At 58.3% G+C, this 19,205-nt stretch carries 28 protein-coding genes and 5 pseudogenes; 18 read left to right on the top strand and 15 right to left on the bottom strand.

What is annotated here, in order from left to right:
• Nucleotides 1-543, top strand: a 543-nt coding sequence (locus BCO18175_RS39095; RefSeq protein WP_217483944.1) for a hypothetical protein, incomplete at its 5' end; no start/stop codon positions are given.
• Nucleotides 544-701: 158 nt separating this feature from the next.
• Here the strand turns inward: BCO18175_RS39095 and BCO18175_RS39090 are convergent.
• Both BCO18175_RS39090 and BCO18175_RS40755 read right to left on the bottom strand, forming a co-directional pair.
• Nucleotides 702-2,012, bottom strand: coding sequence for a HEPN/Toprim-associated domain-containing protein (locus BCO18175_RS39090; RefSeq protein ID WP_174989007.1), 1,311 nt, complete (start codon nt 2,010-2,012; stop codon nt 702-704).
• Nucleotides 2,013-2,198: 186 nt separating this feature from the next.
• Nucleotides 2,199-2,306 (bottom strand): annotated as a pseudogene (locus BCO18175_RS40755) (IS481 family transposase); the annotation flags it as partial.
• Nucleotides 2,307-3,435: 1,129 nt separating this feature from the next.
• Here BCO18175_RS40755 and BCO18175_RS39085 point away from each other — a divergent pair.
• From BCO18175_RS39085 to BCO18175_RS39035, 11 genes and pseudogenes are all read left to right on the top strand, one after another.
• Nucleotides 3,436-3,753, top strand: a complete 318-nt coding sequence (locus BCO18175_RS39085; RefSeq protein ID WP_132021451.1) for a hypothetical protein — start codon at nt 3,436-3,438, stop codon at nt 3,751-3,753.
• A 69-nt stretch (nt 3,754-3,822) separates the two neighbouring features.
• Nucleotides 3,823-3,990: pseudogene (locus tag BCO18175_RS39080) on the top strand (translation initiation factor IF-1); the annotation flags it as partial.
• A gap of 333 nt (nt 3,991-4,323) precedes the next feature.
• Nucleotides 4,324-4,608 carry a hypothetical protein gene (locus BCO18175_RS39075; protein ID WP_174948435.1) on the top strand — a complete coding sequence of 95 codons (285 nt, stop codon included), beginning with the start codon at nt 4,324-4,326 and terminating at the stop codon, nt 4,606-4,608.
• A gap of 47 nt (nt 4,609-4,655) precedes the next feature.
• Nucleotides 4,656-4,865, top strand: a complete 210-nt coding sequence (locus tag BCO18175_RS39070) for a hypothetical protein (RefSeq protein WP_174956575.1) — start codon at nt 4,656-4,658, stop codon at nt 4,863-4,865.
• 33 nt (nt 4,866-4,898) lie between these two features.
• The gene (rpsU, locus tag BCO18175_RS39065; RefSeq protein WP_174948437.1) at nt 4,899-5,111 is read left to right on the top strand and encodes a 30S ribosomal protein S21; all 213 of its coding nucleotides are present in this window, start codon (nt 4,899-4,901) and stop codon (nt 5,109-5,111) included.
• Nucleotides 5,112-5,129: 18 nt separating this feature from the next.
• Nucleotides 5,130-5,327, top strand: coding sequence for a hypothetical protein (locus tag BCO18175_RS39060; protein WP_264166984.1), 198 nt, complete (start codon nt 5,130-5,132; stop codon nt 5,325-5,327).
• A gap of 1,066 nt (nt 5,328-6,393) precedes the next feature.
• Complete coding sequence (locus tag BCO18175_RS39055; protein ID WP_174956576.1) at nt 6,394-6,579, top strand: hypothetical protein; 186 nt, start codon at nt 6,394-6,396, stop codon at nt 6,577-6,579.
• Nucleotides 6,580-6,846, top strand: coding sequence for a DUF1488 domain-containing protein (locus BCO18175_RS39050; protein WP_009907020.1), 267 nt, complete (start codon nt 6,580-6,582; stop codon nt 6,844-6,846).
• 91 nt (nt 6,847-6,937) lie between these two features.
• Complete coding sequence (locus BCO18175_RS39045) at nt 6,938-8,536, top strand: SagB/ThcOx family dehydrogenase (protein ID WP_174956577.1); 1,599 nt, start codon at nt 6,938-6,940, stop codon at nt 8,534-8,536.
• Nucleotides 8,537-8,903: 367 nt separating this feature from the next.
• On the top strand, nt 8,904-9,635 hold the full coding sequence (locus BCO18175_RS39040; protein ID WP_089486742.1) for a Crp/Fnr family transcriptional regulator: 732 nt from the start codon (nt 8,904-8,906) through the stop codon (nt 9,633-9,635).
• A gap of 230 nt (nt 9,636-9,865) precedes the next feature.
• Entirely contained in the window at nt 9,866-10,075 is a 210-nt protein-coding gene (locus tag BCO18175_RS39035) for a hypothetical protein (RefSeq protein ID WP_226217510.1), read from the top strand.
• A gap of 195 nt (nt 10,076-10,270) precedes the next feature.
• Here BCO18175_RS39035 and BCO18175_RS39030 read toward each other — a convergent pair whose 3' ends face one another.
• A complete protein-coding gene (locus BCO18175_RS39030) occupies nt 10,271-10,693 on the bottom strand; it encodes a type II toxin-antitoxin system HicB family antitoxin (protein ID WP_089486753.1) in 423 nt (140 codons plus the stop codon).
• A gap of 118 nt (nt 10,694-10,811) precedes the next feature.
• On the opposite strand from BCO18175_RS39030, the pseudogene BCO18175_RS39025 reads away from it, so the two are divergent.
• Nucleotides 10,812-11,615: pseudogene (locus tag BCO18175_RS39025) on the top strand (DesA/ISL3 alpha bundle tail domain-containing protein); the annotation flags it as partial.
• 96 nt (nt 11,616-11,711) lie between these two features.
• Here the strand turns inward: BCO18175_RS39025 and BCO18175_RS39020 are convergent.
• The 7 genes and pseudogenes from BCO18175_RS39020 to BCO18175_RS40745 form a co-directional block, all read right to left on the bottom strand.
• Nucleotides 11,712-11,891 carry a hypothetical protein gene (locus BCO18175_RS39020; RefSeq protein ID WP_029227485.1) on the bottom strand — a complete coding sequence of 60 codons (180 nt, stop codon included), beginning with the start codon at nt 11,889-11,891 and terminating at the stop codon, nt 11,712-11,714.
• 222 nt (nt 11,892-12,113) lie between these two features.
• Nucleotides 12,114-12,336, bottom strand: a pseudogene (locus BCO18175_RS40750) (IS5/IS1182 family transposase); the annotation flags it as partial.
• Between the two features lie 179 nt (nt 12,337-12,515).
• Nucleotides 12,516-12,800, bottom strand: a complete 285-nt coding sequence (locus tag BCO18175_RS41080) for a hypothetical protein (RefSeq protein ID WP_009907029.1) — start codon at nt 12,798-12,800, stop codon at nt 12,516-12,518.
• Between the two features lie 77 nt (nt 12,801-12,877).
• Entirely contained in the window at nt 12,878-13,165 is a 288-nt protein-coding gene (locus BCO18175_RS39015; RefSeq protein WP_009907030.1) for a hypothetical protein, read from the bottom strand.
• Nucleotides 13,166-13,213: 48 nt separating this feature from the next.
• Nucleotides 13,214-13,486, bottom strand: a complete 273-nt coding sequence (locus BCO18175_RS39010) for a hypothetical protein (protein WP_009907031.1) — start codon at nt 13,484-13,486, stop codon at nt 13,214-13,216.
• 63 nt (nt 13,487-13,549) lie between these two features.
• Nucleotides 13,550-13,747: a hypothetical protein gene (locus BCO18175_RS39005; protein WP_012339007.1), complete on the bottom strand. Its 198-nt coding sequence runs from the start codon at nt 13,745-13,747 to the stop codon at nt 13,550-13,552.
• Nucleotides 13,748-13,799: 52 nt separating this feature from the next.
• A pseudogene (locus BCO18175_RS40745) lies at nt 13,800-13,862 on the bottom strand (SOS response-associated peptidase family protein); the annotation flags it as partial.
• Nucleotides 13,863-14,283: 421 nt separating this feature from the next.
• On the opposite strand from BCO18175_RS40745, the gene BCO18175_RS39000 reads away from it, so the two are divergent.
• Both BCO18175_RS39000 and BCO18175_RS38995 read left to right on the top strand, forming a co-directional pair.
• Entirely contained in the window at nt 14,284-14,601 is a 318-nt protein-coding gene (locus BCO18175_RS39000; protein WP_009907033.1) for a hypothetical protein, read from the top strand.
• A gap of 162 nt (nt 14,602-14,763) precedes the next feature.
• Nucleotides 14,764-15,024 carry a hypothetical protein gene (locus BCO18175_RS38995; RefSeq protein WP_009907034.1) on the top strand — a complete coding sequence of 87 codons (261 nt, stop codon included), beginning with the start codon at nt 14,764-14,766 and terminating at the stop codon, nt 15,022-15,024.
• 271 nt (nt 15,025-15,295) lie between these two features.
• Here the strand turns inward: BCO18175_RS38995 and BCO18175_RS38990 are convergent, their stop codons facing one another.
• Together BCO18175_RS38990 and BCO18175_RS38985 are read right to left on the bottom strand one after the other, a co-directional pair.
• The gene (locus BCO18175_RS38990) at nt 15,296-15,535 is read right to left on the bottom strand and encodes a hypothetical protein (RefSeq protein WP_174956778.1); all 240 of its coding nucleotides are present in this window, start codon (nt 15,533-15,535) and stop codon (nt 15,296-15,298) included.
• A gap of 68 nt (nt 15,536-15,603) precedes the next feature.
• Nucleotides 15,604-15,843 carry a hypothetical protein gene (locus BCO18175_RS38985; RefSeq protein ID WP_012339005.1) on the bottom strand — a complete coding sequence of 80 codons (240 nt, stop codon included), beginning with the start codon at nt 15,841-15,843 and terminating at the stop codon, nt 15,604-15,606.
• A gap of 723 nt (nt 15,844-16,566) precedes the next feature.
• Between BCO18175_RS38985 and BCO18175_RS38980 the strand changes: the two genes are divergently transcribed.
• Nucleotides 16,567-16,770: a cold-shock protein gene (locus BCO18175_RS38980; RefSeq protein WP_174956579.1), complete on the top strand. Its 204-nt coding sequence runs from the start codon at nt 16,567-16,569 to the stop codon at nt 16,768-16,770.
• A gap of 228 nt (nt 16,771-16,998) precedes the next feature.
• On the opposite strand, the gene BCO18175_RS38975 is transcribed toward BCO18175_RS38980, so the two are convergent.
• Nucleotides 16,999-17,154 carry a hypothetical protein gene (locus BCO18175_RS38975; RefSeq protein ID WP_155772935.1) on the bottom strand — a complete coding sequence of 52 codons (156 nt, stop codon included), beginning with the start codon at nt 17,152-17,154 and terminating at the stop codon, nt 16,999-17,001.
• Between the two features lie 157 nt (nt 17,155-17,311).
• Here BCO18175_RS38975 and infA point away from each other — a divergent pair, with 157 nt between their 5' ends.
• Both infA and BCO18175_RS38965 read left to right on the top strand, forming a co-directional pair.
• Nucleotides 17,312-17,557: a translation initiation factor IF-1 gene (gene infA / locus BCO18175_RS38970; RefSeq protein WP_122948221.1), complete on the top strand. Its 246-nt coding sequence runs from the start codon at nt 17,312-17,314 to the stop codon at nt 17,555-17,557.
• Nucleotides 17,558-17,651: 94 nt separating this feature from the next.
• Nucleotides 17,652-17,936: a hypothetical protein gene (locus BCO18175_RS38965; protein ID WP_038711778.1), complete on the top strand. Its 285-nt coding sequence runs from the start codon at nt 17,652-17,654 to the stop codon at nt 17,934-17,936.
• Nucleotides 17,937-18,184: 248 nt separating this feature from the next.
• Here the strand turns inward: BCO18175_RS38965 and BCO18175_RS38960 are convergent, their stop codons facing one another.
• Both BCO18175_RS38960 and BCO18175_RS38955 read right to left on the bottom strand, forming a co-directional pair.
• Nucleotides 18,185-18,433, bottom strand: a complete 249-nt coding sequence (locus BCO18175_RS38960) for a hypothetical protein (protein WP_240202650.1) — start codon at nt 18,431-18,433, stop codon at nt 18,185-18,187.
• Between the two features lie 128 nt (nt 18,434-18,561).
• Entirely contained in the window at nt 18,562-18,717 is a 156-nt protein-coding gene (locus BCO18175_RS38955) for a hypothetical protein (RefSeq protein WP_165940524.1), read from the bottom strand.
• Nucleotides 18,718-19,205: the final 488 nt, after the last annotated feature.

Raw genomic sequence — 19,205 nt, 5'->3', positions numbered from 1 at the left:
AGGGCATTCAATCACGTGGGTCAAAATTCGATGAAAATTTTCAGCTCTAGTGGGTCAGTTCTGTGCGGACATCAACAGCCAGCAACCTTAGCGAAATTGAAAGTTTGTGATTTAACTCGTGCGGGCACAATCGAGGCTGAAAGCGCCAACGGTCATCAAGTGAGGTTGCCGGAGCACGTTGTTCGACAATGGAAGCGTTACAGCCAGCTTCGCCGAGGCGTTATTGGCAAGGGGCCTCTTGCACATGCACCGCTAATCACTCATCTCGATTCGGAAGATGCAATCTCAGCTTGGGGTATCTGGTCGATCTTTCACGAGTGGGAGAAGAGTCGATCCGCTCATAAGGACCTTCACGTTACTCCGCGCACGTTGCGTTCGGCCTATCTTGATCTTTTATGCAGCAGTAGAGAGCGAACGTTACGACGGGCATGTGTGCATGGAGGTGCGCGAGGGAGGCGCGTTCAAGTCGACGTGGACGCGATATCTCAAGGCATCGTGACGGAGGAAAATGATCAGATTTTTCTCTACTTGAAGACGATCTGAGAAATTTCGTGTTGGTGCAGACTGTGGGTATATGAAGGCGTGGCTCGCCCTCAACGAATCCTTCCGACACTAGTTGTTCAGCAGTCCGTAGGCGAAGATCGGCCGATTACAGCCAGCCATCGGATGTCGCGCGATGACATTCGAAGGTCCGCAACATACTAGTCCTGAGTGGGGCGAAGCATCCGTGTTGCCATTTCGCTGCATTGAGCGAAAAGCGTCCCGAGCACGACGCGCAGCTTGCTTGAGTCGTACGTCCCCGATGCAATGGCATCCGGGGTAGCGGTATAGAACGCTTTGGCGTAAGTGTCCTTGAAGTCGAGTGCGCCCTGGTAGATTCCCAGTGACTCTTTGTAGTTGGTCCAGGTCACCTGTGGAGGTGGACGATCTTTCAACCGCAGGTCCAAATAGCACTCGATGGCTGCGGCGCGGCCATTGATGTCGGCATTTTCGACGCCACTCGGTCCTCGTGTCGGGAAATTACGCAGTTCCTCCACGTCAGGTAGCACCATTGCTCGCATGTTCACCGGGAACATGAAGCGCTGCAGACTACGAAATGTGTCGATTCCTTCAGCGTCGTTGTCGAAGAGGAAGACAACCCGGTTGTGAACGTCAATCTTGACCAGCCCTTCGGCAAACTTCGATAAGTTGCCCGTTCCGGAGAATGGGTGTCGGTCTTCAACGTCGATGAACCGGAAAAAGTCCTCGATATCCGGCCGGAGAAGCGCGAAGCCGCGCTTCAGGATGTGTGTGTCGGACGTACCCTCGGTCGCGATTAGGTACGTCTGTGTGCGACGCGCGCCGGAGACAAAATCTTCGTTTTTCGCCCACCCAGCATCGACAAAGTTCCCGTAGTCCCAAACGACTTCAAGATCCAGATTGGCCGGATTTTCAGCAAGGATTCGGAGGACCGAATAGGGGTGCAGGAAACCGATTAGGGAGCCAAAGTGACTGCGCTCTGAATACCCACTCCTGTCTCTTTCTGGATCACCCTCGGGTAGCAAAGTAACAGAGGGTTCGCTGGCGAACCGGCCTCGACCCTGTGCGTATTCAGCGTCGTAGCTGTCGTTGTACTCGTCCTCGAGGTCACGCACGGCATGTGCGCGGATGAAGCTGGCGAACTGCTCGAACGTCAAACGGTCGCGCCGAACAGGCGCACCATCGCCTTCGGCGCCAGCGTACCTGTCGCGATCGAGTGCAGATTGTATTTCGTAGTCGGCCTTGACCGTTCTCAACGTGTACCCCAGCAACTCAAGCCGCGAAACCATCGAGTCGAGAGTGCGGCAAAAGCACATCTCACTTTGGGTGACATCTTCTTCGGGATGTTGCGCGTAGTAGTCGTAGTTGACACTAGGATGTCGGCGACGCTGACGGTCTCGCTCCTGAAACAGCATGCCGTGATCCATGCCGATGTATCTCGTGTTGTATGTGAGCTCGATGTTGCCCACGGTCAGCGTGATGGGTGTACTCATTTGACAATTTAAATTTCACCGACATCATCCCTACATTTTTCCCACCCGTACGCGGTGTGGGGTTTCTTAGTGATCAATCTAACCGCTTTGTTCCTGGCTGGGTTGCTACCGAACGAAGACGGTCACTGAAATTGTATTAGCCGGGACTTGATCTGACAGGTAGTCGGGCCGACAAAGAACGAGTCATCAATGGGGGATGAGTTTCTCCTTGGCGAGATCGAGCGAATCGAGGAAAGTGCGCATCGGCGTCTTGCCGTAACACCAGCGCCCCTGATGCTCTCGTTCATTGTTGTACTGGTCGAGCCACGCATCAAGGTCCGTCAGCGTTCGGCATTCACTAGCTCGATTCGGACTTCCCGCGGAGCAACTTGAATGCGGCCTTCCACCCTATCAACATGTCGCTCTACGCCGCAACGAGACTGCCCGACACCGGGATAATATCGCCGTGGATAGCCCGGTGAGTCGACTGCCACTTGCTCGCACACCATGCGCCAAACGTCGCTTCGACGTCATCGTCGGCCATGGTTCGATTCGTACTCGTCGTGGCGCATCCCTAAAGCTAGTGTAGCGAGCGAAATGGCGCGGGAAATACGGGCCAGCTACAAACGTAACTAGGGTGCGATGACAACCGCGCCAATGTCCGATGGCAAGCGGGAAAGTTCAACGGCCATCAACATCAACAAGCACTGGCTAACCTGCCAACGCCTTAGCCTCGGAAGCATTGATGAGCTCGGACGCGCAAAGCAACTTTTCCCGGCCGTATGTGCCACCAGCCATCGACGTGCCGACGGACCCGCCAACGTCACACCAATCATTCAACAATAAGTGTTCTTCGTCGCTGCCGAAATAAGAGAGTTGCTCGACCGGAGATGCGCGTATGATGGCCTCATCCGAGCCACGTTTGCCGATTGATCGCTCGCCCTCCGCTGCAGTCTGTGTCGCGCCCCTACTTGCGCACCACATTCCCCCCTCACCGTACCCGTCGTGCAGCAGCCGCACAGCTCGGCATCGGCTCCGACGCTGCCTTTGAGTGAACTCGAGTGTTCTCGAAAGGCAACAAGCCAAGATACAAATCATAACCAACAGGCGGAAAATATGAGCTGGTACTGCGAAGTGGAACGCGAATTGGTCCATATCAGGCGAGCGATCGGACTACTTGAGCAAGCACAACATGCCTTCATCAAGAGATCGCCCGTAAGCGATCCAGCGTATTGGAAAGTCAAGCTCAACAAACTCCGCACGCAATCGCAGCGAAACAAGGTCATCGAACTCCAAGTGGATGAGCTTTTGGGGCGCCTCGAACGAATGCACGATTCGCACAGCTGAAAATAGGAACCTGTTCTCTCATCCTCAACATTTTCCTTGGCTCTCTCAATCCCGGAGGCAGTTCGAGCGAGTCGAATCAAACCTTTGGAGCAACATCATGATTGACGCCACACCAAGCAACACGTTTCGACACCTTCCACTCTCGCCAGAGCAAGACGCAGAAATCCGCCACTATATAAAGAAGAAGGAACAAAGGGGGGAACAATGGGACACCCCCGAACTGGCGATGATGCTCGGAGATATGCTTTCCCCTCCACCCAGCGACGATGAGGAGCCAGAGCCTACGGTTGAAGAAACCAAACTGGCTTGCGAGTATGCATTAGCTTCGATCGACGAAGCCATGGAATCCGTTTCCGCAAGCGAAGAACGACTTGCCGCGATGGAAGCCGAAGAAATGAAGCATCCACAACGATAGTGTTGCGCCGGCGCCAACTTGTCATGTCCACGAATTGACGATCATCAGTGCCCGCCATTGCGGTTCGCAGCATACGCATCGGGACGCATGCGCAGGCACCGTATCAGAATCCTCGCGGGGGATCACGTAAGGCTGGTGTTGTCCGTCTACGATCTGACCAAAGGCCGCATCAATTTCCGGCACAGAGACGACCGGGAGCCGACCGCTTCGACTGGAAAGCGATTCGTTCGACGCTAGCTTGATCATGGTCGTCATCGAATGGACACGTGACAACGTCACCTCCTGACGCTCGCATGCCGATACCGCGCGCTTGCCGCCCGTATGCCGATGCGTTCTTGCGCAAAACCCGAAATAATTTGGACGTGCATCAAACGATGCGCGTATGATGGGTCCATCAGGAGGATCATCAGTCCTCTGACCTTCCGCCCCTCCATCCGCCCTCTTGCTGCATCGCCCTTCCTTCGCGCTGCAACGTAGCCCCCTTCACCAACCAGCCCGCTCCGCAACGTGGATACCGGCTGGATGTGTTCGCCCATGCGACTCGTCGTGGCCGAACGCCAGGAGTCTGTCATGAGCATGCACGTCTACCGTGGATTCGAGATTTATCCACTGATTTACCCTCACGTGCCGGCGCCCAATGGCTGCCCGCATAACTACGACGCCGGGTTCGACGCGGCGGTCAAGATTTGCCTTCGCGGGACCACCGATACGCTGACACAGAGCCAGACTTTCAGATTGCGCGACACATCGCCATTTGACAGCGCCGGCGACGCACGTCGTGCCTCGGTGCTCTATGCCGAGAACATCATCGACGACAATCGCGGCAAACAGGGGTTCTTTTCCAGCGCGCGCTGAGGCGACTCGTCAGCACAACACAATTCCCCGGTCATTTGGAGGGCGAAATGATCATCGACGAACTGCTCAGCTTGATCAGACGAAATGAGGTCGCCAGGATCGAAACCGTCGTGCCCGCCAGAATCGCCGATTCAGCGATGTGCCATCCACATGAGTTGCAAATGTTCATGGCTATACGTGCACTATCGATCGGAGCCGGATATTCGGAATTCGAATCCGACGAGATAGCAAGCGCCGTCATGACACAGCTCGGCTAGCTGTTCGTTTTAACCTTTCGAAACAGGATCTACATGACGACAATTACTCTAAAGCTCAACGAACCGATCGATGTCGCGCTGCGGCGATTTCGACGTGGCATCGAGAAAACAGGGCTGATTCGCGAGTTGCGCAGTCGAACTGGCTATGAAAAGCCCACGACGGTACGCAAGCGGAAAAAAGCCAGCGCCGTTGCTAGACAGCGCTTACGTGCGAAGCGCATGTTGCCACCCCGAAAAATGTACTAGGAGAGCGTCGTGTACAACATGCCGACCGAGGTGCCTCCGTTTTTCCCGCTGACCAAATGCGAAGTTGATTTCAATCAGCAGAAAGACATGGTGACTCTGTTGCCGAGCTTCTATGCATTCGGGTGCGAGTATACCAGCCGGGGTTTTCTGATCGGCCGGGATGACGCATTCAAATTGATTGCTGCATTAGAGAAGGCGCTCAGTATCCAAGGATGAGTACACACCGACGCGTTCACAAACATTGAAAGCCAGAAGACCAACCATGCGCGTCGCGACCAGGTATGTTGATTTGCTCTGTTTTCTTGTTGGGCTGCAACTCGTCACCCAAAGGAAAACTCGTCAGTGGCTGTCACCCCCTCAGCTCGTTGAATCACTTCAGGCATGGCTAGTTGTCCATCGAGCGAAATGCGAGTGGCGCGATCGTGTCTGGATAGGTCACGCTGCTCTTCAAATAGCGAAGTCTGTCCACGGCGTAGATAGCACCGCGCCCTCCGAACAACGTCCCAGTGTGGCAGATGATGCGGCAACCCACTCGCGAGGTGCGCTCACGAATCGGTTGGGTCTACGACTAAAGTGCATCCAGTACCTTCGGGAGCGGGTCTGATAGTAACCGTCCTCTTATGGGGCGAGCAATCGGGCAACAGCAGCATGCTAACGAGAAGAAATCGTCAGCTGTTGACTCGATCTCTTGGCTATCTCAACCCCATCGAGTACCGTGAAAGCTTCGGGTTAACGACCTAAATCAGTCCAAGAAAACGACCGCATCCCCGGTGGGTTGAGACTCGGTGGAAATCAACAGCCCGCCCCGCTGAACAGGCCGCCGCGCGTACTGCGCGTCGCCTGTTCGTGGGATGGAACTGAGAAAAAGCGCTAGCTGGCGGCCGTCACGCGCAAGTTGATGACGGTAGTGTTGCTTGGGGGGGATCGTGGCGATCATGGCCTTGACGCGAGATAGCGCTTGCGTGGCCGTGGTATAGGGCGCATTCTCGTGAGGTTCGATGTGCGTGACCGATGGTTTTGCTCCGACTCCTTACGCTTCCCCCTGTCCGCACAGCCAAGCAGAAAGCTCACCACGACGATCCTGCGCGCGAACGTCGAAGCTGCGAACTTCGCGTGTCAACCGAGCCTCCCTCTGAGGTTCGATCCGGCAGTTCCGTGCGCGAGAGATGCCGTCGGCGGCAAGCCCGCGGGTCGTCGTCCGGTCCTCGTATAGGGCGGGCGACGACGAAATTCAGTCACCGCGACGGTCCTGAAATTTGAAATTCTCTTTTTGGGAACCGGCATGCCTAAGCAAACCGAACTGAAGCCAGCCACGCCCGCCAGGCACAGCGATTACGTTGACGTGAAAAAGGCGCGCGCGTCAGCACTGAAGCGCGCGGACAGCGAGCGTGCCGAGAAGCGGCGCGAAAATGACGCTCGCATCAATGTCAACGCGAGCAAGTGGCGTTATATCTGTCAGGAGGGTTAGATGGGGAATAGCGCCGTGACACTCAACTTTCCCAATCCCAGTCGCACCTACGACGCTTCCAGGCACTGTGTATGCTTTTGGGGCTACGACAATTCTCGCGAGATTACCTTTCTGGTCGACGATGCGATGCTGGCGAAACTGAACTCCCACATGGGTTCTGGCGAGCTCGCCTTGCTTGCGGCCTTCGACCGTAATCGCGACCGGATTCTGGGACTTGCCAGAGACCTTTACAAGGGTGGTTCCCAGAACTGGTACACGATCTCGTGAGAGTGGCCCTCGTTTGCGCCCGCACTCCACGTGCGCCTTCATTCTGACCTGCACTAGCCGCGTGTGCGGGTATTCCGGGGTGAGAGGGGGCATGGATCGGTCAAAGCATGCGCTGCTTGATTATCACGAACGCAGCAAGCACCGTCTCAACTTCTACGCTCCTGGCCCTGGGGGGCTCGACTGGACAACCCAGCCGGATCCGTTTCGGGTATTTCACGGCGCACCGCGCGTTGCTCTGCCGTTAGCCGCGGACACCCTGGCCACGCGCTACAACGCGTTACGCTGCGGCACCTTGCCGCCCGCGCAGGGATTCGATCTGTCCCATCTGGCAATCCTGTTCGAACTCTCACTCGGCCTGTCGGCGTGGAAATCCTATGGCGCCCAGCGGTGGGCACTGCGCTGCAACCCTTCGAGTGGAAATCTGCATCCGACCGAGGGCTATCTTCTATGTCCGGCTCTGCCCGGCTTGTCCGCAGGCGTCTACCACTACCTGAGCCGGGATCATGCGCTTGAACATCGCGCTGCGGTGGACGAGCCACAATGGACCGAGGCGTTTTCGGAAAGTGGTGTCCTGGTCGGCATAAGCTCGATCCATTGGCGCGAGGCGTGGAAATACGGCATGCGCGCCTGGCGCTACTGCCAGCAGGATTGCGGTCATGTCATCGCTGCGATGAGTTACGCAGCCGCGGCGCTCGGCTGGCAGACGCGGTTGATGGAGTCGGCTGCGGATGATGCAGTGGCCGGCTTGCTTGGAGTGGACCGCCGCGAAGATTTCAAGGATGCCGAAACGGAGGCGCCGGATCTTTTGCTCTGGATCGGCAACCCTGACACGCGGCCCGATCTCGAGCGCATGCTGATCGCTCTGGACAGGGCACAGTGGCACGGACGCGCCAATCAACTGAGTTCGGGACATGTGACGTGGCTGGACATCGATTCGATTCATCGCGCCACACACAAGACCCATACTCGCGAATCACCCTCGCCGAACCCGGAGCAGTGTGCAGCGCCGGCGACGCCAGCCCTCGATCTCAGCTTCGCCCGAATCGCCAGACAGCGTCGCAGCGCCGTGAATTTCGATGGCACGACGCGCATCAGCGACGCGGCTCTTTTCAGCATGCTGGCGTGCCTGCTGACACATCCCGACACGCCGCCGTGGAATGCGCTGATGTCTCCGGCCGCAGTGCATGCGGCGCTATTGGTGCACCGCGTCGACGGCCTGGAGCCGGGCCTCTATATGCTCGTGAGAACGCCGGGCGCACTGCCGGATCTCAAGCGGTCTCTGCGTCCGGAATGGCTGTGGCAAAAGATCGGGCCGGACCATCTGCCGCTCTATTTTCTGCTGCCTTACGATTTGCGCGCGGCGGCAAAGTTGATTTGCTGCCACCAGGATATCGGTGCTGATTCCTGCTTTGCGCTTGGGATGATCGCGAGATTCGAAATCACGTTGAAGCAACCATGGCGTTATCGCCATCTGTTCTGGGAATGCGGCATGCTTGGCCAGGCGCTCTATCTCGAAGCAGAAGCCGCCGGAGTACGCGCGACGGGGATCGGCTGTTTTTTCGATGATGAAATGCACGCATTGCTCGGCGCGAAGGATCATGCTTGGCAATCCCTGTATCATTTCACCGTCGGTGGCGCGGTGGACGATCCACGCCTGTCGGCATTTCCGCCGTACGAGAATCAGCCTTGACGCGAAAGCCCAGGCATCGATCCTGGCGGGGGAATATCCGAAAGGATCGCTCGCTGCCCGAACATCGCGTGTAGTAATAATCGACGGGGCATATTGGTCCGATGTCGCCGGATCGTCCTTGCCAGCTTCCCGTCGACCTGTCCGGAGTCGACCGCATCCGTTCGATTTCACCCGGAGTGCTAGGATGATCGAATACACGCAGAAAGTCATTCTGGACGATATCACATCGAGAGCAGTACGGTCTCGCGCTCGAAGACGCCAGGAATCTCGCGCAAGGTCTGCTTCGCGAGTTCGAGTCTCAAGCCGATGACGCTTCGTGTCGTTGGGGCGTCTTGGGTAGAGGCTGCAGCCACTGGAGGAGTGACATATGTCGGGTCAGCCATCCATGATCGAAAATCATCTGCTGGCAGCATTACCGGTAGAAGATCTGGCGCATATTTCGCCGCAGCTCGTGCTGATCGACATGCCGTTGGGAAAGGTGCTGTACGAGTCGGGTGGTGCGCTCAGTCACGTCTATTTTCCGACGACGTCCATCGTGTCGCTGTTGTACGTGATGGAAGACGGTTCCTCAGCCGAAATTGCCATCGTCGGCAACGATGGGTTGATCGGCATCGCGCTATTCATGGGGGGCGAAACAACCCCGAGCCGCGCGATCGTCCAAAGCGCGGGACACGCTTACCGACTCGATGCGCGCATCCTGAAAGACGAGTTCTGTCGAGGCGGTTCGATGCAGCGGCTGTTGCTACGCTACACCCAGGCGCTCATCACACAGATGGCGCAAACAGCCGTATGCAATCGACATCACTCGATCGATCAGCAGCTCTGTCGGTGGCTCCTGCTCAGCCTCGATCGCCTGCCATCGAGCGAACTGAAAATGACGCAGGAACTGATCGCCAACATGCTCGGTGTCCGCCGGTCGGGCGTGACGGAAGCTGCGCTGAAACTTCAGGATGCCGGGTTGATCCGGTACAACTATGGGCACATCGAGGTATTGGATCGCTCCGGGCTTGAGAAGCGCGTGTGCGAATGCTACGGCGTGGTAAGGCGAGAATTCGACCGCCTGCTCCCTGATTTGAAGCGCCTTGAGAAACGGCGCTGATGCCAGACCCGCATCCATGCCATCCCGCCCGTACGGCAGCGTACCGACTTCAGACGCTCGCACGAGCAGGCTGACACATGACGCACAGACTGCAGATCGGCCGCAGACTTCATCGAGATGTAAACGCCGTGATCGAAGTGGGCCGTCGCGATCCGTATCGCTTGCGCAGTTTTATCTCGACTCGGGCGGCGCGAGCCAATCAATGACGAAACTGGGGTTGTGGAGGGAGCATGTTGATGAACGATTACCCGAAATGGGAAAAAAATGTGAAGGACGAGCAACAAGAACAGGCGGAGGCACGCGCGACCGACGATGGAATGCCCGTGGTTCACCCGGAGCGGCAGAGAAGCCATGCCCATTCGTGGAAAGCCGTTACACCCAAGCAACGTATTTCCGATGCAAGGAAACGTCTGGGCATGGGTTTTCTGCCGAACCTATAGCGCATGTGTAGCAAAACTCCTCGCTCTCAAACAGAACGTGGAGCCGCCCCAGCAAGGCGGAACTCGAAGCCGGCCAAGCGCCGGCTTTTTACTTTGGCGCGTCGCTTGTGACGACAAACGGCGCATGCATCACTTTCTCGCATCGGTGAAGCGACGCAACCCGGGCAGATGAATTCGCTGAGTCGCGTTCGGCAGCTACGCCAAGACAAGTTCGTGGCAGGAGGACCGCAACGCTGGGTGGCCAATTCCTTCCGTACACTCGGCCACCAACGCTTCGCGGCTCATATGGCGCGATTTCGCCACTGCATCGATCTTTTCGACGAGCTGCTTGGGGAGGCATAGCAAGACCAGCACCGAACACGACGTCGGCCGGGCGATATCAATGAACCTCCAGATTCCCTCGCCGTCGTCGATGCACGACGCATGCAATGCCGCCATGTCCGTTGTCGGGGACGGAATTAGGCGCGCACATTGGTCATACAGTTCATTGACCCGGTCGTTTGCGGTGTTTGCCAACTCGCTGTATGTGTGGCCCTCCACGTGCGCGCCGGGAAAATCCGGCAGCCATCCGCGATAGCCTGAGCCTTCCTGTCGGGTGATAAAGATGGGGTATTCCACGATCAACTCCGGATTCCTGTGTGACGTCGATCATTGTCGCTCCCAGGGGTGGGTGTGTCGGTACGCTAGAGAACGATCTCCAGGGATCCGATCTCATGCAGGTAGGTTCGGATCCGGGTATGGGGTGGGCACGCCGGACGACTGGCTCGAACGCCACGTCTATGCTCGCTATCCGAGTCTCGGCGTCGGGCTGTCCGGGCTGCCCGGCGTGTCGGCGTGGGCGATCCAGATGATGTGGATTCCGTTCTGGGCCGGCGGCGTGGTCAATGGTGGCGGCCACTTCGGCGGTTATCGGAATATCGCCACGTCCGATGCGAGCACCAACTTCTTCCCGCTGGGCATCCTGATCGGCGGAGAAGAGTTGCATAACAATCACCACGCGTACGTGACGTCCGCTAGGCTGTCGAACCGATGGTTCGAGTTCGACATCGGCTGGCTGTACATTCGCCTGCTGGCAGCATTGAGATTGGCGACCATTCGGCGGGTAGCAACGAAGCCGCGCCTGCTCTCGAACAAGGCTGTGGTCGACGACGCGACGCTGCAAGCGATCATCCGCAACCGACATGAAGTCATGGCCGCCTATGCGCGCATGTTCGAGCGCGCCTGCCGGTGGGAGCTGCGCCGCATCAAGGACATGAGCCGCGACGACAAGCGCGCGTTCGTGCTTGGTATGAAACGGTGGCTGCGCCAGGCCTGGGGCTATCGGGACAAGCCCGACCAGCAGGCGCTGACGAGCCGCAATGCCAGCCGGCGAATACGCGTGTACGTGGAGCGGTATGAGGCTTTGCTCGAGCTATGGGCGTGGTCACACGCATCGCGCGAACAATTGCTGGTCCAGTTGCAAAATTGGTGCCGCTACGCGGAGCAAAACGATGTCACCGCGATCGCCGATTTTTCGATACGCCTGCGGCGGTATACCTGATCCCGGAACGTCCGCGACGCGTCATGCGGGATCGGCGCGCAACAACGCGAGGGGCGAGCGCCATCCTCTGGCGGTATCGGGAGCAACGCTGCACCACTACTTCACCTGACGGTCGGAATCGGAATAGCGCCACTTGCTCGCATTGGAATCGATGCCGGCATAGTCGCGGGTACGCTTTTCGGCCCGTTCGATATCGGCTCGGGCCAGATCGTCGCGGTCCTTTTGTCGGGTCACCTGGTCGTGTCGATCGGGTAATGTGCTTGGATAATATTTCATAGATCCTCCGAAGTGAGGTGTGCTCGCGTAGCGAGGGGCCGCATCGAGTCGGATCGCTCGAACAGGATCGCGGTCAGATATCGCGGTCAGATGCACGGGTGTTGAGTACAGGATGGGCGAGTGGGAAGGGGAAGTCGGTACGTTGCCGTGCAGTGGCTGCTAGAGCCGTTTCGGTCAATCAAGTGGTGATGCGCCTAAAGGCTGCTTCCAAATGTCGAGCGGCCACCCAAAAGCCTGCTGCGCTACGACGCATGGACGACGCTCGGACCGGATCCCGAAGCAGTAGCCCACAACGCAACCTGCGGGTCATGAGCTCCGGATCAGCAGATGGCCAACCCATCGGGCTGTAGAACGGCGCGAGATTGTGGCGCAGATCACGCAGATCCAGGAAGTGATCGATACTTCTCGACAGGTGTTCACGAGGGGCGTGACTATAGCGGTTGATTTACCGCTCGGCATGAGGCTGCCATAACCATGCCCACCCGGGTTGATCGATCGAAGATGTGCGTACCTCCAGTCACGCTGCCATCGACGATTTTTCGGACTGAATGCCTTCGCAAACAGACCTCGTTTCGAATAGGCCGCTGAGCTCGCCGTCCGCAAGGAATGCGCAGGTTGGTGCAGTCAGAGAGCAGCAAGTAACCGGAGTTGATGTTCGCTTTCGGCCCCGCGAACCAGTGCATAGGCCCGCATCTCCGTGCGCTCAAGGAGCGAAATGGATTCCGAGCCGGAAAAGTCGCTCCATGCGTCGTCCGCGATCGAGGTCGGCGCGCCGCGGGCTCTCGCGAACGCTCGCAGGAGAGGGCTTGCCTCGCGGCGCAGCACGTGGCGGTCAGCGTTCAGAACATACGGTGGACAGTCAGTCCGTAAGACAAGGTAGTACGGAATCGCATTGCGATCACTTTGCATGGTGGCGATACCGGTGAGGAAGAATGCGTGCGTTCAGCTTCTCGCGTCGTCGTGGCCGACCGCTGCGTTTGACCGAACTACATGTCGATGACCGAAGCTCCACTCACCTTTCCGTCGATGATGTCCTTTCCCTGCTGCCGGGCGGCACGCCTTGCTATACCAAAGTCGGAGTATGCATGCGATTGGTCCAGCCTGAAAATACGGCTCGCGGCGGAGGTTGCTATCGCGCCCGGGCGGCATATCCGTACCGCGATGTCATACCCTTCGGCGTAACGGGAATGTCCGTCAAAGCGACTGAATGTACGGGCGAAGACGAGGGGATGAAGTTCGTACCCCTTGTAGAGAAGAAGCAGGTGTGTCGACATGTTGGCCACTCCACAGGGGGCGACTCGCTATACGCTCGAACGCGCTTTTCATTTCCGCTGCCGCAGCCGGCTTAGCAGCTCAAGCGCCACCGTGTCAGCGTCGTTGTTGATCATTTCCGCTTGCAACAACAGGCCGCCAACACGGACGGCTGCATCCCAACCATCTTCTGTCATTGCCCGATGGTTGCGTGCAAGCTGCTCGGCAAGAGCCAGGAGCGCCGCCATCCTTGCTGACTCGCCGGAAGTCCGGCGCTCCTCCCTCCCGGCAATGAGCCGGAACAGGCCCAGGACCGACTCGGCGGTAACGGAGGGGATAGTCATTCGGACTTTATACGCCCTTTCGGTCCGCCCCGCCCATATCTTCACGCTGGCCCCCGAGCCTGCCTAGTACCGCCTCGCATACCCCTCGCGATACAGCGAGGCGCCGATCGACGTCAGAACTGCGATCTCATCCTCATTCAATCGACTCCATGCCTCCGCCAACCAGCCAGCGAATCCGGCACAAGCATGGTCCAGATCGGCGGCCGCCTTTCCCTCTGCGTTCATCCGCTCGAAGATCATCATCACGTCATGTGGCGTCATAGTCCGCTCCTCGTGAGCTTCCAGCATAGGCGATCGGTGGCGTCCGCCCCTACTCCTTCGCACGCTCGATGTTCGCTCTCTGGCGTGCCCGCAGCCACAAGCCGAAGCCGGCCAGTAGCGGGTCGACCTGGTGTCCTGTTCCGTTGACGTCAACATACTACGCACATATGGATCGGTTAAGGCCTACGCGAGCCATGTCATTGCCCGCATCGCCGATGCATCCCGTGAACCGCGTCGGTCAGTTACAGCCATGGGCCGTCGCTGGTCAGCTTCGCTCCAATATCGTCTGAGTGTATGGTCATATCAATTCGTATTCCTATGTGATCGGTCGGTCATGAACGGACGGAATGTCCTTTGACTGACGGAATCGGCCGATCGAATGTCATGGTGACGTAGGCAGCCAACGACTGCTGATGGCCAGCTGTTGCCTGCCGCAGCGACGCACGGCATTTGATTCGACGAATGAGCGCTTCGGTCACGACTCTCATGGTCGCAACGGGACTACACTGAAGACGCTATAGCAGGAGGAGACAGCGATGACAAACTCTGACCCCCAAAGTACCTTCCAGGGGCTGCCGTTAACCGCGGAGCAGGACGCGGAAGTGAAACACTACATAAAGGTCCGAACCAGGCGTGGCCTGCCATGGGACACGCCGGAGCTGAGCGCGATGCTCAAGGACATGCTGCTACCCCCGGGTGACGGCAACAGCGATGTCGACTCCCCGGAGGACGAAACTAAAGCGGCCGCCGAGCGTGCAACGGCGTCGGTTGACGAAGCGATGGACCCTGTCGAGGCGAGCGAGGAGCGGAATGCAGCCATGGAGTCGGAAAGCATGAAAGGACCCAGACGATAAAACCGCAGGCGATGACGCTTGCTTCCCGGTGGCGCCGTATGTGGGGGATCGTAAGGTATTCCGCATGAGTTGGGTGTGTATGATTTCAACGCTCGAACGCGTGCCGTCGGCCCCGTGACATCGAGCCGCGCGACATCTCCGCTGAACACGAGGGGGCCGGATATGCGGCTGATCGAACCGGATGAACACAGAGACTTTCTGGCGACCTTGGAGTGCCGTGGCTTGGCAGAGGGCGATTTCGATCTTCAGGAAACGGATACGACCGACCCGAAGGGTGATGAGAACCTCGGTCTACAGGGCTATGTCACCATCACCAGGCTCTCGACGCAGATTACGAAGGAATACGTGATCGGCGACGAAAGCGACTGGCTACAGCATTTCAGGAAAGATCTCGAAGCGGGTGCCTTCGACCGACTGGAATGATATCCCGACGCGACGCGCCGCACTTGGGAGGAAGTTCGGCTCACGAGAGTCGCGGACTTCGAGGATGCGGAACGCATGCGGCCCGATCTGGCGGTGATGAGCCCGTTGGAGGGAGTGCTTGCTGCCTTGGTCTGTGGCCCTCCAAGGATGGCCATTCTCTCGACCGACCTTCGACACCGCGTCAGCCTGCTTTGGCAGCAGCATGTATTGCCGTCGGCCTCGATCCCGGCGACGCCCTGATTGCTCGGGCGGCTGGCGTGCCACCCGAATTTCAATTCATCGACGCGGGGAGATCGTCGACCAAATTCGCGTCGAGCCATTCGAGCGCCCAGTTTTTCGCAAAGGCAATCGCATCCTCGCGCACGTCGAAGCCAGCCAGATCTCCGCTCAGTTGAACGTCGCACTCACTGCCGTCTGCACGATCGATGCTGATCCGCGCGTGTGCCATGTATTCCCCGTCGGCCCTGCGCGGTGTCGGGTCGATATGGAATCGGGTTGAGTCGAGTTGCATTTTCCTTCCTCCTTCAGTTGCTGCGGGGCCCGTGGCCACCGCGAAGCGTATCGTCGCGACCAGAACAGTCAAAGCTTGAGGAGTGCCATGATCTGGCCTGCTTCCTGGTCCGATTCGTAGCTCGCCATTCCGCCTTTGCGCAACAGCGCGCGGATCGAGAAAAACATCAGGAAGGCATCCTCATCGATTTCATGACGACGATCGAGAATGACGCCGTCCATCTCGGCACGAGCGTCATACGGCAGGAACTGTTCGATGACACCAGAACCATCGCGTCGAATCCATTTCAACAGGTCTTTCCTGTTCATATCCAGCCTCCCGACGTTGCCGGCGCGCCATGCGCCAGGCGTGTTTGAGTCTGTGGCGGCGCCGCGGACGCAGAAACAGGATGGACCGAGGAAGAGATCAGGACGCGTTATCCAACACGCTCGTGTCCTGTAGACATGCATCGATCAGGCGCTTCGCATACGCAGCCGATACGCGGCGCGCTCGTCCGCATTGCGCGGTTTCGATGAGAGGCCCGATCACGTTCGGAGGGGGGCGCCTTGAGTGGCGCGGGAATCGGTAGCGAGTCAGTCAACAAATCCATCCTACGCCCATTGGCGAACTTGTACAGCGAAAGTTCTGCGCGAACCGCCGCATGGCATGCCGCCCCGATTGGGCGCGGCACGGACCGGCTCAGCCGCGTGTGAACAATCGCCGATACGCGGGGAGATGGTGCCCTGACGGTATCGTCGAAATTTCAATTAGACATTCGAAGCAAATCAAAACCGAGGAGCCAAGGGTATACAACCGGGGCGAGCCTCGCCGATCGCGGCGTGTTCTTGCGATGCCACCCGAAATGCTCCGACCGAAACAGCTTGACAGGGTGTTTGGTCCCCCGTAGGGTGGGTGTCTGAAGCCTTCAAGAAGCGCGATTGCTGGTCATCACTGACCGCGGAACGCGGTATTCGTTGTCCTCTCCCTCCTTGATCCTTTTTCGTGCCCCCCTATCGGGGCGCATACATTTGTCCAATATCAGGAGAATTTCCGTGGATACCGGTACCGTCAAGTGGTTCAACGACAACAAGGGTTTTGGCTTCATCACGCCTGACAGCGGCGGCGACGATCTGTTCGCGCACTTCTCGGAGATTCGCGGCGATGGCTTCAAGACGCTGGCCGAAGGTCAAAAGGTCAGCTACGAGACGAAGCCCGGGCCCAAGGGCCTGCAGGCGTCGAACATCATTCCTCAGTAATCCACATCATTCGTCGGTCCTGCGTGCAGGATCGGCCACGCAGTCATCGTCGGGGATCTTTCGCATCTGCCGCAGGCGCCCACAGTCCTGCTGCGGCTACCGTTTCGCCTCAAGACGTACACCCCAAGGAAGAAAGTGGGGGATGCCGCGCATCCGGCGGCGAACAATCGGGCGCTCATTCATCGTGAGTTCGCGATCGACGCATATGGAGGTGACTTCGACCATGAGTCAGTTGCGCAACAAGAAGTCACTCGCGAGACCACGGCGCTCCAAGGATTTGCCGGTGCTCGGCGCGGCGCTGAACTGGGTGCCACCGAAGGCACCCTCTGCGCCCGCCAAATCGAGCGGGAAGAAGCGCTCCACCGAGACGCGATAACGAGACACGTTAACGCCGGACGAGGTGCGGCCCGCATGTCGCGTTGGTACGCGCCCCCCACGCATGGGCGTTTTCGATATTTGCACTGAAACCGCTCCCTGTCGGGGACCGGATATCCGCACGCCGCTGTGATTGCGGCGCGTCACATTGATTGGAGAAATTGATTTGGCAAAGGAAGAATTGCCGGAATTGGACGGCGTCGTGGATGAGGTGCTCCCGGACAGCAGGTTTCGCGTTACCCTGGAAAACGGCGCGGTCGTTGCGGCGTACGCATCGGGCCGCATGCGCAAACACCGCATCCGTATTCTCGCCGGCGACCGGGTTAGGCTGGAATTGTCGGTCTATGACCTTACCAAAGGGCGTATCAATTTCCGGCACAAAGACGAACGGGCTTCGCCCGGTGTGCCTTGAAACCGATTTGTTCGACGCTAACCATGTAGCGCCGATACAGGATTGATTGCACTCGTCTACGCAATTCGTAGCCATCAATCACCAGGAGTTCATCATGAGTATGCGTACCTATCGCGGATTCGAAATATATCCGCTGATTTATCCTCACTTTCACACAGGCGCTGGCCGTACTCACAACCACGAAGCCGGTTTCGACGCGGCGGTCAAGGTTTGCCTGCGCGGTACTGACACCACGCTGACCCGGAGCCAGACCTTCAAGCTTGTAGACGGTTCGCCGTTTGCCAGTGCCGGTGACGCACGCCGGGCTTCGCAACGTTACGCAGAAGACATCGTCGATCAGAACCGAGGCGAACATTGGATGTTCGACGCAGTTCTTTGATACGGCTCTCTGTTGAACAGCAGCGCGCGTCAATCGGAGACGCGCGTCCCGATCTGAAATTGCGCGAGCCGACGCCATGCTGCCGGTCAACGGGAAACTCGCGTCGTAACACCGACATTCCTTTCTGTCCCGTGCTCTCAAGGCAGATCAACGGACGAGCGGCCGCATTGTGCGACTGGCGCGCTACGCGCTGATGGACGTCGCGTTGCCGATCGACGTTGCGTAACGACCAGGCCGCCGACGCAGATTCAATCGATGCCTTGCGCCTTTTCGTGCCCTTGGATTTGCTCTTCGAGCAATCTGCGCGCGAGCGTTCGCGCGGCGTCACGGGCCTCCACGTCCGATGCAAAATCCCCTTCGGTATCGTATTGCTCAGAGGTGCCGGGATCCTCTCCGATGCGGTGCAAGTGGACGATTCCGCGATAGCGCTCAGACGTGGTCTGCATCACGCGAGGGCGTGCCACGTGCGTGTGGGTTGTACACACTTCATCATCCATGATGTCTTCCTTGCCACGCCCCCTGGTGAGACAACCAAATGGTCGACTTCATGCGCCCGCCTGCATCGGTGCGTTTGGTCCCCGGTAAACTTCGGCAAGGCGGGGTTATCGCCGCCAGCGCGGAGATGTCAATGTTTGCGGTGTATCCACCCCAAGTGATGGGAATCCAACCACTGAACGACTTCCATACTTGAATGTTCGCTCTGGTAACGGCGCGCCAACGCGACTGCAACCACCGCGACCACCGCAAAACCAACCACCCAACCAATCATCGACTGAGTCATGACAGTCTCCTTGCGGAATGCAGCCATGACTGAATTCTAGGCGTCTTGGGGGAAGGATTCACAAGTCCTGCGCCACGCCGCGCGGACGAAGCGCCTCCACATGCACGATCGTGGGGAAGGTACGCTCGACCTCCACCTGATCGGTCGCGCCCCATATCCAAGGATCTGGGGCGCAAGCGATTAAGCAGGTCATACACTGGAAAATGGTCGCGTCGGAAAGCGAACCTCTGCTGTCTCGGCACCAGGATGTCGGCAAACGCGCGCTCATGCGTCGTGCGACAGGCTGCGTTTGATCAGCCGCCGGGCCAACAGGCGCCATCCGATCGCTTCAACGCCGCCGACATCCAGAACGGATCGCTGCTCTCAGGTCGCCCGGGCGATAGGGGCGCATGCTCGGTCGAATCCGAGATATCTGTCGCCATGCGTCTCAGGGGTCGAGGCGGAAATCCTGTTGACGTACGAGCCGCGGTGAGGCCTGACCGTCACGC

The organism is Burkholderia lata (assembly GCF_902499335.1).
Classification (GTDB): Bacteria; Pseudomonadota; Gammaproteobacteria; order Burkholderiales; family Burkholderiaceae; genus Burkholderia; species Burkholderia lata_B.
The sequence above is the reverse complement of the archived record's forward strand: the minus strand, read 5'-3'. Positions and strand labels throughout refer to the sequence as shown.